The following is a 12,983-nucleotide window of genomic DNA, read 5'->3' as shown; positions in this document are numbered from 1 at the left end:
GACTGCTCCGCCAATTTAAGATTTTGTGACGGAGGTTTGAACCGTGCCCGGTTGCTACCAGTCTTAGGACGAAATATCGTTCTAAGACCATCTCCCTAGCCTTCTCTGCCATTAAGTTAAGAGATTATTTAATGCCAAATTACCGCGGCTTCGACCGCGGTATCCATAACTGGAACCACATCAGGGATCCGGAGGTCGAGACTGCTGGGATTCGAAATATCGTAACTTTATCGCAATGTCCCTAGCCCTCTCCCTCGATTTATTATTTGGCTCTAATTAAAATTTCGCGCGCGAACGTACCATCACTCAGCACCAATCTACAAGCTCTTTGAGCGCAGAGAAGAATTTTCTTATTGTAACATAAAGCCCTAGTGATGAGTTCTCTTGCTGTCCTCAGAACAATGGGAAAGCCTATCATTACTTACAATATATTTTTTCTTTCAGTTAAAAATGCTTTCAAAACCGCTGAACCGCTACCAAGAATGAAGCCTAACACAACTGATAAAAATAAAATGGCACTTTTTCGGGGAGATACAGGTGCTGTTGGAACAATCACTTCGCCATCTAAATGATAAAGAAGACCTGTTTCAATGACTTGGGGGGCTTTATATAATTCAATATTTTCTTGCATTTCCCTAATTCTTGCATTTTCAAGAAGTAGTTGGTCTTTATTTAAACCATTGTTTTTTTCTTTATCCTGTTCTTTAAGAACTAGTTGAGCAGCACGGATACGAGATTGTAAATCATTAACTACGGTATTGCTTTGTGTTTTTATAATATTTAGTAGTTCATTAAAAGCATTTTGATTGGCTATTGCTACATACCTCTTTGCAAGTTCAGCCGCCATTTGCGGATCAGTATAGCGCACCGTAACAAACCGTTTTCCAAATAGCTTTTTCTCTACGACCCCTGTAGAGACTATTGGCGTATAATGCTTTGTGGAATTAATTAACGCTGTTTTAGCAGAGTTCTGTTTTACAGCAAGAGAATTAAAAAAAATATCCCGAGTTAATTGAGACTCAAAATTTTCCTTAAAAATAGTATAAATTTCACGGCGTTCAAAAGGTTGTAGCAAATCATATTTTTGCATTGAACGCCCCGCATTAAAGCTACTGACCTCAGATAAATTAGGTGGCGCAATGATGGCTTTTGCTTCATAAATGGGGCGGCTTAACTTAATAAAGGTAATCCCAATCAGTATTGAGACTAACATTATAAAAGAAACAAGCCATTTTTGATTCCAAATAATTCGAAAAAATTCGTTTAAATTCAATTCATTGTTTTTAAATAATCTATCTCGAACACTGTTCAAATTACCACTCATTTATTCTGTCCTCATTTCAAACATCATTTATACAGTCGTTGTTTTAAAGGCCATACGAATCCCCTCTCCCTAACCCTCTCCCGCGATTTATTATCGCTTTCCAAACAAAACTCCTTGCGCGGGCGAGGGAACTTTTCGTGCCATCGGAACATCATCCCACTTCGCATCCCCTCTCCTTCGATAGAGAAGATTAAGGAGAGGGGGAAATCTACCTCAGTCTCCCCTTAAACCCGACGCCTATTGGCCTATTAGAGAACATCCTTATCGCTGTCCAAACCAAATCCCTTGCGCGGGCGAGGGAACTTTTCGTGCCATCGGAACATCATCCCACTTCGCATCCCCTCTCCTTCGATAGAGAAGATTAAGGAGAGGGGGAAATCTACCTCAGTCTCCCCTTAAACCCGACGCCTATTGGCCTATTAGAGAGCATCCTTATTCCCTTATCGCTGTCCAAACCAAATCCCTTGCGCAGGCGAGAGAACTTTTCACACCATCGACACATCATCCCACTGTATATCCCCTCTCCCTCGAGGGAGAGGGTTAGGGAGAGGGGGGAATCCACCTCAGTTTCTCCTTAGCCTGACGCCTATCGACCTGAGTTAATTTATTATGGAATTAAAGAGCCTTTCTCCATACAGTTCTATTGATGTAGTCAACGTAGCTAACGACAATTCTTACGATTTGTTTTGATACATTTTCTGATTGATAGTCGTCCACCGGAGGTATTACTCTACATTCTGCATTATGCTGTGAAGTAACCACCTTAACAGCCTCTAAAATTCGTTCTTTGCCTAAACCGCTCATGATCAAAGTGCCAACATCCATACCTTCGGGACGCTCGTGAGCGTTTCTAATGGTGACGGCAGGCAAATTCAGTATAGAAGCCTCCTCAGTAATTGTTCCACTGTCTGAGAGAATACAAAATGCCTCCTGCTGTAATTTCACATAGTCTAAAAAACCTAATGGACTAGCAAATTGAATCAAAGGATGAACAGGTCTATTAATATAACTTTCTATGCGTTTACAGGTTCTGGGATGTGTTGAAAAATAAACAGGATAATTGTATTGCTCTGCCAATGCTTCAATACTTGCTATTAATTCCCTCAAATTTTCTGGCGAATCAACATTTTCCTCTCTATGAGAGCTAACAATGAAATATTCTTTTTTGCGCAATTTACACTCGTCCAAAACACGTGAGGCATCTATTTTGGATTTGTAATAATTCAATATTTCTCTCATATGAGACCCTGTTTTAATAATGGTCTCAGGCCTTATCCCTTCGGCAAGTAAATAGCGTCGCGCGTGTTCAGTAAGCACCATGTTGATATCACTTAAATGATCAACAACCTTTCTATTCAATTCTTCCGGTACTCGTTGATCAAAACATCGATTGCCCGCTTCCATATGAAAAACAGGTATTTTTCTACGTTTTGCAGCGATAACCGCCAGACAAGTATTGGTATCTCCATACAGCATTAAAGCATCTGGCTTAAACTGCTCAAATACCTCATCTGCTTTGGTAATAACATCAGCTATTGCTTGAGCAACAGAATCTCGTGAAATGTTGAGAAATATATCAGGTTTTCTAATTTCTAAATCATCAAAAAAAACCTGATTTAATTCATAATCATAGTTTTGCCCCGAATGAACAAGAAGATGTTCAACTTGACTATCTAGTTCAGCAATAACACGACTCATTTTAATTAATTCAGGACGAGTCCCTACCAATGTCATTACCTTAAGCATCAAATGCCTCCTGAATCACATCCAATTGTAAAAGCACTTGTTTAATCTCTTCAATGCCGAGTCTCTGAGTATTATGCGAGGTGTAATCATTTAGAGTAGAGACCCTTTCTTCTCCCTCAACAAAATATTTTTTATAGTTAAGATCCCTATTGTCCGCCACAATCCTGTAATACCGCCCCATGTCTTCTGCTTTTGCCATCTCTTCTCTGGACACCAAGGTTTCATATAGTTTTTCCCCATGGCGAGTTCCAATAACTCTTATCTTGCTTTTACTTTGAAATAACTCAAGCATTGCTTGGCCAAGATCGCCTATGGTTGACGCTGGAGATTTTTGCACAAAAATATCACCTTGAGTCGCATGTTGAAATGCATGAAGCACTAAATCGACAGAATCCTCAAGCGACATAAGAAAACGCGTCATATTAGGATCAGTGACAGTAATTTCTTGATTATTTTTTATTTGTTTAAGAAATAAAGGGATAACGGAGCCACGAGAAGCCATCACGTTACCATATCTTGTTGCACAAATAATGGTTTCATTTTTCGAAGGAATTAAACATGCTTTAGCAACGACTATTTTCTCAGCCATAGCTTTGGACATACCCATTGCATTAATTGGGTAAACCGCTTTATCAGTACTTAACACGACTATTCGTTTCACTCCACTAGCAATACCCGCATTCAATACATTTTCAGTACCTATGATATTAGTTCGCACTGCTTCCATGGGGTAAAACTCACATGAAGGCACTTGTTTCAATGCTGCCGCATGAAAGACAAAATCAACTCCAGCCATAGCCTCATTGACCGAAGAATAATCACGAACATCACCTATATAGAATTTAACCTTATCATTGTTGAGATCCAGCCGCATGTCTTCTTGCTTTTTCTCATCTCGACTGAAAATACGAATTTCCTTAACATTAGAATTTAAGAATCGTTTAAGTACTGTATGACCAAAAGATCCAGTTCCTCCTGTTATCATCAGCACCTTATTATTAAACATTTATACAGCTCCGACTAATTTTTTTGATTGATGCATTTTTTCAATAAGCATTGGCCAAGTTGGTGCCAGATAACCTGTTTGCTCCTCAAAACGGGCAGCACATAATGATCTGTCAATACACAAATGATGATCCGGCTCAATGATAATCTTCTTATTGTATATTTCAGCGACAATCTTTAATAAATCATATTTACCAATTGGCTGTGCTGCAACATGATAAAGACCTGCTAAATCTTTATTAGGAAGCACATAATCACGTATTACTCTACTCAACTCAATAGTTGGCAACCCCGAAAAGATCGCGTTCACATACCCCTTTACCTTATTCTCTTGTGACAGGAACCAGTCTATCAATGCATATTGACTATTTAACTCATGTCCAATAATAGATGTTCTAAGAGTAACTACATTAACCAAATCATTGAGTTCACCCATAAATTTAGATTTGCCATATAAATCTTCTGCATCTGATGGATCAGATTCAACATATGCTCCTTTCTTCCCTGAAAAAACACAGTCAGTGCTTATATGGATGAGGCGAGAATGAGTTAAAGCACAAATCTTAGCTAAACGATGGGGAAACAATGCATTGATAGGAAGAACAGTTAAAGGGTCTTTAGCACTCGACAGTTGCTTAATAAGACCGATACAATTAATCACTACATCGGGTCTTACTTGCTCAAAGACTCTGATTAGATCATCTTGATTCAAGACATCAAGATCATTAATTAATTGAGAGCGCTCCTTTACTGATGAATGAACCAATTTGCTTGTATTTCGACAGGTAGCCCATACATCAAGTTCACTATTTTCGCCTAGGGAATGCCATAGGGTATGCCCCAACATTCCTGTAACGCCCAAAACTAAAACTCTCACTATGAATTCTCCTTTCGACTAATCCTGTCAGCAAATATTTCAATTAAACGCTGGCTTTGGCTTCCCATCTCAAAATGCTCAAGAAAGTAAGCACGGCCTGATTTACCCATTTTATCCAGCTCTGCGGCAGGTAAATGATAAAGATGTTTTATATTTCTGGCCAGTTTTTCTGCATCTTCAGCAGGAGAGGTCAAACCAGCCTCAGCTTCATTGATTACTCGCGCCCCCTCGCCATCTAGAGAGGCCAGTATTGGCTTGCCTGAGGCCAAATAAGACTGAACTTTATAAGGAATAGTGTAAGTAAAAATTTCATCTCGTTTAAGACTAACCAATAGACAGGATGCTCGAGAAAAAATAAATGGCATTTCAGATGAAGGATAACGGCCAGCAAGAACTAAATTATCCATTTTATTTTCTTGTATTTGTTGCCTTATCCAGTCGCTTTTACTACCACTTCCCACTAAAATTAATTTTAAATCAGAAATACCTTTTAATAGTTCCGCAGCCTTAACGAGAGTTTCAACCGCTTGAGCAGTTCCTATGTTCCCAGCAAAAACAACACAGAATTGCGTTTCCAATAAATGCACTAAATCTTGTGGTATCGTCGAAGAAACTTCCTTAGCACTAAAGTTATCAATTACGGAATTAGGGTAATAATCTATTTTGCTCTGATGAGCTAAGCGAGAAATATGAGGTATAAATGCTTTTGATTGGGCTAATAAGGTATCTGAAAAATAATAAATTCCTCGAACTAATATGCTGACACATCGCAATAAAAAACGATTTTTTATAAATCCTGTGGCTTCTACACTTTCAGGCCAGAGATCTTGAACCCAAATGGTCAGATGTGATTTAGTTAACCATTTAAGAAAAATAGCGGGAATAGCCGCAGTAATTGGCGATATGGCAAAAACAAAGATCATATCCACTTCTTTGTTTTTAGAAAAGCGAAACGCATGTCTTATGCCAGAAAAAACAAAAGACAGATAGTTTAAGATTAAATTTTTAGCCCCGCCTTTCTTTCTTGGTCTTAAAGGAACACGATAAACAGGAATAGCTTCGCCATAAAGCTCTTCTTGAACACCTGCACTCACATAACCAGAGTAAACATCTCCATCAGGATAATTAGGTTTTCCAGTAAATACGGTAACGCTATGTCCCTGTTCTTTAATTTTTAAAACCAGATCATTAATCATGAATGGTTCTGGCCAAAAATATTGACTAACAATTAATATATTCAATTATTGACTCACAATAATAAGGTCGGGCTACAAATAACATTCTCGATATAACTCTCATTAGAAAAATCACCTGCATCTGCCCAATAGACCTTTTCCAAAAATCGGGCAACAAATTATTGCCCGACGTTACTATCATCCAAAGCGCGGCAAAGGCTCTCCCGCGAAGCACATTGTGCCATGAGCAGGGCTCCTTCTTCGTAAACTCCTCGGGATAACAACGGTACTCTTAATTGAATAACAGCTAAAATGGAGCAACTATCAGATGTAGTTCAAGACGGTTGCTACGTACGCTATTATTCTATTGATACGCGATTATCCTCATGCATCACATAGACCTGCCCTGTTTTTTTGCAAACAGCGTGTGGGAGAGAATTACCCTCTTGAGTGAATTCAAGGCGTTCTCCAAATCGACTCATCCAGCCTATCTGACGCGCGGGTACCCCCACCATTAACGCATAAGGAGGGACATTTTCGTTAACAACGGCTCCAGCTCCAATAAAAGCATATTCACCGATGGTCGTACCGCACACAACAGTACAATTGGCTCCTAATGTTGCTCCACGTTTTACTAGGGTATCTCGGTATTCATGTTTGCGTGTTACAGCAGAACGGGGATTGTACACGTTGGTAAACACCATACTTGGGCCGCAAAACACATCGTCTTCAAGGGTTACATTGTCATAAACCGAAACGTTATTTTGTATTTTGACATTATTGCCAATAACTACATTGCTAGCTACATAAACATTTTGCCCCAAAGAGCACCCCTCTCCGATACGAGCCCCTGAACTCACATGAACCCAATGCCATATGTTTGTTCCTTCTCCTATGGAAGCTCCGTCATCAATAATTGCGGTTTCATGCGCTTTATATCCCATATTTAAAGCTCCAAAGGTAAATGTACTGTTTTATTTTCACGCGCTGAACGATAAGCTGCAATCAATAACTCCAGTGAAGTTAACCCTTCACGCCCATCCGTTATTGGCAGCTCTTTTCCTTGTAAACTATTGATTACATTGTCATAGTAAAGTGGATGGCCATAGCCATAGACAGAAGTTGTCTGATAATTTGCTTTACCAATCTGTTCATCTTCCAGTTGCTTTTCTGCAAATTCCCAGTGCTGAATTTCATTGACGGCCACACCACCGATACGCACGGTTCCTTTCTCACCTAGAATAGTAATTGAACCTTCAAAATTTTTAGGGTAAGTCAACATAGTCACATTGACAGAGCCCATTGCACCATTGCGCCAACGAATATTCATTACGCCCGAGTCTTCGGTTTCAACATTTCTCGCTAAAGTACCCATCATCGCCTGTATCGATTCAACAGGCCCTAAAAGCCAATGAATCAAATCAATATAATGGCTTGCCTGATTCATAAAAGCCCCGCCATCAAATTCCCAGGTACCTCGCCAAGCAGCCTGATCATAATACTCCTGCGGGCGAGTCCAGAAGACATTAATGTTGGCCATATAAATTTTACCGAAACGTCCTTGTACAATAGCTTTTTTTAATAGTTGTAAGGTCGCATTCAGCCGATTCTGCTTGACCACAAATAAACGTACCGAGGCTTCATCGCACGCTTTAATCATGTCTATCCCCTCTTGCCACCGAGTAGCCATGGGTTTCTCAGTTAAAATATGGCGGCCAGATTGCGCTACTTTAATTGTTTGTTGGGGATGTAAACCGCTAGGCGTACAAAGAGAGATGATATCTGCATCACAATAGCGCAACATCGCATCAATATTATCATAGCCATCAACACCGTATAGTGACGTTGCACTTCGCAACGCGTCTTGATCAGTATCACATACAGCAGTAAGAGTTAAACGATCGCTATGTGCTTCTATTGCTTGGAAATGATTTTTCGAAATGCGCCCACAACCAACTAAAGCAATATTAATTTTGCGATCATTAATTATCCATGGAGTTTTACTCATTTTTAAGCACTCACAATATTATCTTGTTTGTATTGTTTAAATCCCGCTCGAGTATCAACAATTAACCGAGCATTCTGGGCAATTAAGTCATAATTAAAATCGCGGTGTGCTGTTGCAAGTACCACACAGTCATAAGCACTAATAGTTTGCGCATCCAATGACACACTATCTAACTCAAAATGATGCTCTCGCATTTTCGGAAAAGAAGGTACGTGTGGATCAGAATAAGACACTATGGCTCCCTTCTCACGTAACAACTCCATAATTCTGACAGACGGAGACTCACGCATATCATCAATATTACGTTTATATGCAATGCCTAAGATCAAGATTTTGCTATTTTTAATAGCCTGGGCTCTTTGGTTTAACGCTTCAGCCACTTTATCTACCACCCAATCCGGCATGCCACTATTTATTTCACCGGCTAATTCAATGAAACGCGTATGCAAACCGTATTCACGAGCCTTCCAAGTAAGATAAAAAGGATCAATAGGGATACAGTGCCCACCGATTCCAGGACCAGGATAATAAGGAACAAAGCCAAAGGGCTTAGTTGCTGCTGCATCAATGACTTCATGAATATCTATTGACATTTTATCTGCAAGAATTTTCATCTCATTGACCAAACCAATATTCACTGAACGATGAATATTTTCCAGCAGTTTGGTCATTTCAGCTATTTTAGTTGAAGAGACCTTAACTACTGTATGAATCACAGCGGAATAAAGTGCATGACCCGCTATAGAGCAATTTTCTGTATCCCCACCACAGACTTTAGGAATAGTTGCTGTTGTAAAGTGGGGATTACCTGGATCTTCTCTTTCAGGAGAATAGGTAAGAAAAATATTCTCACCGATAATAAGCCCAGTACTTTCCGCACGAGGTTTTAACTCTTCCTCAGTTGTACCAGGATAAGTGGTGCTTTCCAAGGAAACCAACTGACCTGGCCTTAAATAAGGGACTAATGCATCCATAGTATTAAGTACAAAACTTAAATCCGGCTCGCGAAATTTATTTAACGGAGTTGGAACACAAAGGATTAGGGCATCACATTCACGACTCAGGGAAAAATCTGCGGTGGCAGTAAATTGACTTTTTACTGCAATAATACTTTCAGAAGAAATATGCTGAATATAAGATTTTCCTTGTTTAAGTAGCTCATTTTTGCGCTCATCTATATCGATACCGATAACTCTAAAGCCGACTTCTGCAAAACGTAGCATCAATGGAAGGCCTACATATCCTAAGCCAACAATGCCTATGATTGCTTCTTTGCTTTTAATTTTTTCCAGAAAACTATTTAACATGCTTGCTACACTCTTTTCATTTTAATAATTGGCGGCAAAAACGTTGCCTAGACGTATTGAGATGCTACATATTTTAAATGTGATTTTACTGCAAAGAAACAACGGGATGGTGTGCACTCAAATTTATAATCGGCTAGCATTCTAGTATAAGTTGATTGAGCATAGCAACATTAGACCGCTTTCCAAACTCGCTGTGGTGAGGGAAGTGTGAAGGAAGACATGGAACGCGGAACCTACGTGTACAGGAAACATGAGGATTCGAGCACCGTATTAACGAAGCAATTTCTGGCTCTATAGTAGAGATTGGAAAGAGATCTATAATAAGCTGATGTTATTAACTACGGATAATTGTCTTTAATTGAGATGCGAAAAGATGATTTTTAGGGGGGATTTTTGTTCGCCCCGAGCATTATTAAGTGCTCGGAACTGGATGATCTGCGAGAAATTCGATTTATACAGCTGTGTCTTCTGAATCGTCTGATTCTTTCTCTTGTTGTATGCGCAAATAAATTTCTTCACGATGAACAGATACATCTTTGGGTGCATTAATACCAAGACGAACCTGGTTACCTTTTACACCTAGAACCGTTATATTAACATCATCACCGATGATTAATGTTTCACCTATACGTCGAGTCAATATCAACATGACCTAATCTCCCTAACAAAGCAGCCACCTCCTTCTCCATAGAACGCATCCATGGTGTTCTTAGCAGCCACAAAATGAACAAAAATTAAACAAACTTATTGTTTGAATGTTTATTTTACACGCTGATTATTAACAGAGTATTAAGAAAATGGAGATTCATCTTTTAAATTTACAAAAAAAACTACTGTCTTTCGATGTTAATTTCACCCGTAAATACTCAAACGTTCCCCAAAAATACTTTATTATTATTTTCCTAAAAAATATATCAATAAAATCAATAGAATACAATTTAACTTTATGGAACCAATATTGTTAGCAAAAATTATAAACCGTGCCCTTTGTACTAAATTGTAAAAATAATCATTCAAAAAAATTTTCTCTATCAAGGAAAAAATTGCTAATGCTGTTATTACGAACATTAATACAGCAAAACAATTTAATATTTAAATATGAATTGCTTTACCTTATTCACAATGACAGCGGAAAAACCTCAGCAGAGACGATAAATTATCTCATAAAAATCTATCATAAAGAAATAGACAAGAGTCATATGCTCGTCCGTTCTATTAAAATATACTTAAGATTTCACTTGTTGAAACATAGGAAAAAGCTTTTCAATCAAATAATACATCAAAGAGATAAAACCCAACTCCAATAGTAATAACAGCCCTATATGTATCATATTGGCACGCGATAACAAAACTAAGACTAAAAAAACACTATTAATCACTAATTGACCGAACAAAATAGTGCGGGCATTCACACCAAACTGCCTTAAACGTTGATAAGCGTGTTTTCTGTGGGGGGAGGCCCACTTTTCTTTCTTTATAATTCTTCGCAGCAAAGTCACTGTTGCATCAAACAAAAACAAACAATTGAGCATCAGCCAAAATAAAATCGGAACTTGATATTTTTGTTGTGCGATTAAGGCCATACAAAAAATAATTAATCCTAAAGTGGCGCTGCCAACATCCCCCATAAATAATTTTGCTGGAGGAAAGTTAAAAATTAAAAAGCCCACCAAACTACAAATGAAAATGAAACAAAAATCTTGATACATTACCGCCCCATACAATCCAAATAATAGAGCATATGCGGCGAATAAAAACATCGCTTGAGAAGCACAAAAACCATCAAGCCCATCCATAAAATTAAAGTGATTGATTGCCCAAAGTACGGTCATAAATAAAAAAGGAGCAATAATATACTGATTAGTAATGGAAAAGAGGACAAAATCTAATTGGTTAGGCCTCATAAATAGCACTATTAATAAAGCCACCAGCAATTGCACCAGAAATTTTGATTTCACTGCTAAATTATATAAATCATCTAAAAAACTCACCACAGCAAGTAAAACACTACTGATTAGTAGTACATAAAATTCACTCACAGGCGTCTTAGTAAACTCACAAAGAATGGGTAATGCAATTAAAGGCAAGCCAATAAAAATGATCCCCCCGCCTCTAATGGTTGGTTTTAAATGTAACGAGCGCTCGTTAGGCTGATCCATTAAACTAGTATTTTGTGCAAACACACAAAATAGTTTAGTTAATGCCACAGAAAATAGAATACAAAAAATACTAAATATTAGATTCATATTTATACCATTTGACAGTTCTAGCTAAGCCCTCACTGGAACTGACAGGAGGATTCCATCCTAATTGTGATTTTATCTTATTACTACTCACTTCCAAGGAGCCTAAAAGTCTAGTACGCAAGCCATTCATGCCCAATAACTTAAAAAGCCACATTAATAAATTAGCAGGTATAGAAATAAGCCTCAGTTTGACGTTCATTTCCTTAGCGATTACTTGTAGCAAATTAGTTAAAGATAATGAATTATCGTCAGCAACTAAATAAAGCTGGTTCGCGGCCCTAGGAGCGTCAATGACTGTGCAAATTGCCGAAACCAAATTATCTATGTAAATAAAACTTCTTTTGTTCTCTATTTTCCCAAAGGGTAGAGGCAATCCTTTATCCACCAATTGCAACATTTTTAAGAAATTAGCTTTTACTCCTGCCCCATAAATTAACGGTGTCCTTAAAATAACGACCTGCATATCACTATTTTGACTTATAGAATGCAAATACTGCTCTGCATTTAGTTTACTCTGTCCATAGGGGTCTTCTGGTTTGGCAATGCTCTCTTCTGTAAAAGGAAGTCCTTCATCAGTTGACTCGCCATTGACCTTAATAGTACTCAAAAATATAAATCGCTTTACCTGAAGTTTAGCGGCCTGTTCCGCTAAATTTTTTGTTGCAAGGCTATTCACATTGCAATATTCATCCAATGATGATTTGGATTTTTCTTTCATGATATGAACCCGAGCAGCAAGATGAATCACTACATCTATTTCACTCAGCACGCCGTTCCAATCCGTTTGATGTTCTAATTTATCAACGAGCACTTGCTCTGCTTGCAGATACTCAACTTTTCGCGTTACTGCACAACGAACTTCATGTCCAGCTCCAACAAGAGCAGGAACTAAATTTCGACCTACAAACCCCGTAGCACCAGTAACTAATATTCTTGCCATGCTTAAATCCACATCAGTTAATGTCGTTCAACAAGTCTCATTCCGTAAAGTGTGCCCCTTATGAAAATAGGAAAACACAGCATTGCTACGGAATCAAAAGTCCAATATTCGATTGTGGGAAATTCTACACGAAATTTATTAATACTCACGCTCTTTTTTATTTGGAAAAAGCAATTATTTCCTTGCCATTCATGAAGATGATAAGTAATTGATGGACGAGAAGAAATAGAATTGACCAAAGTTGCTCAGATAATAGACTTCTTCGGAAACTCACCGCGGTAATGAAATGCGAAGAGAGACGATGCGCAAAACAGGAGTGTACACGCATTTGAGCCCTGAGCGACGAAGCAATTAG

Annotated in this window: 11 protein-coding genes; all 11 read right to left on the bottom strand. The window is 38.4% G+C overall.

Annotated features, from left to right (window positions below):
* Window positions 1-421: 421 nt before the first annotated feature.
* On the bottom strand, window positions 422-1,324 hold the full coding sequence (locus LFA_RS03510) for a Wzz/FepE/Etk N-terminal domain-containing protein (protein WP_045094947.1): 903 nt from the start codon (window positions 1,322-1,324) through the stop codon (window positions 422-424).
* Window positions 1,325-1,939: 615 nt separating this feature from the next.
* Window positions 1,940-3,070, bottom strand: a complete 1,131-nt coding sequence (wecB, locus tag LFA_RS03505) for a non-hydrolyzing UDP-N-acetylglucosamine 2-epimerase (RefSeq protein ID WP_045094946.1) — start codon at window positions 3,068-3,070, stop codon at window positions 1,940-1,942.
* Window positions 3,063-4,076 (bottom strand): polysaccharide biosynthesis protein, encoded by a 1,014-nt coding sequence (locus tag LFA_RS03500; RefSeq protein WP_045094945.1) that lies wholly within the window; start codon window positions 4,074-4,076, stop codon window positions 3,063-3,065. Before LFA_RS03500 ends, wecB begins: the two co-directional genes overlap by 8 nt.
* On the bottom strand, window positions 4,077-4,952 hold the full coding sequence (locus LFA_RS03495; protein ID WP_045094944.1) for a dTDP-4-dehydrorhamnose reductase family protein: 876 nt from the start codon (window positions 4,950-4,952) through the stop codon (window positions 4,077-4,079).
* Window positions 4,952-6,193, bottom strand: a complete 1,242-nt coding sequence (locus tag LFA_RS03490; protein WP_045094943.1) for a glycosyltransferase family 4 protein — start codon at window positions 6,191-6,193, stop codon at window positions 4,952-4,954. The genes LFA_RS03495 and LFA_RS03490 overlap by 1 nt, the downstream gene beginning before the upstream one ends.
* Window positions 6,194-6,486: 293 nt before the next feature.
* Window positions 6,487-7,071, bottom strand: coding sequence for an acyltransferase (locus LFA_RS03480; protein ID WP_045094941.1), 585 nt, complete (start codon window positions 7,069-7,071; stop codon window positions 6,487-6,489).
* A 2-nt stretch (window positions 7,072-7,073) separates the two neighbouring features.
* Entirely contained in the window at window positions 7,074-8,135 is a 1,062-nt protein-coding gene (locus LFA_RS03475; protein WP_045094940.1) for a Gfo/Idh/MocA family protein, read from the bottom strand.
* Window positions 8,136-8,137: 2 nt separating this feature from the next.
* Entirely contained in the window at window positions 8,138-9,442 is a 1,305-nt protein-coding gene (locus tag LFA_RS03470) for a nucleotide sugar dehydrogenase (RefSeq protein WP_045094939.1), read from the bottom strand.
* A gap of 451 nt (window positions 9,443-9,893) precedes the next feature.
* Window positions 9,894-10,091, bottom strand: a complete 198-nt coding sequence (csrA, locus tag LFA_RS03465) for a carbon storage regulator CsrA (RefSeq protein WP_045094938.1) — start codon at window positions 10,089-10,091, stop codon at window positions 9,894-9,896.
* Window positions 10,092-10,668: 577 nt separating this feature from the next.
* Window positions 10,669-11,688 (bottom strand): MraY family glycosyltransferase, encoded by a 1,020-nt coding sequence (locus LFA_RS03460; RefSeq protein ID WP_157010269.1) that lies wholly within the window; start codon window positions 11,686-11,688, stop codon window positions 10,669-10,671.
* Entirely contained in the window at window positions 11,672-12,628 is a 957-nt protein-coding gene (locus tag LFA_RS03455) for an NAD-dependent epimerase/dehydratase family protein (protein WP_045094937.1), read from the bottom strand. Before LFA_RS03455 ends, LFA_RS03460 begins: the two co-directional genes overlap by 17 nt.
* Between the last annotated feature and the right edge of the window lie 355 nt (window positions 12,629-12,983).

This window comes from Legionella fallonii LLAP-10, from assembly GCF_000953135.1.
GTDB classification, from domain to species: domain Bacteria; phylum Pseudomonadota; class Gammaproteobacteria; order Legionellales; family Legionellaceae; genus Legionella; species Legionella fallonii.
This window is presented reverse-complemented; position numbering and strand designations above follow the sequence as displayed.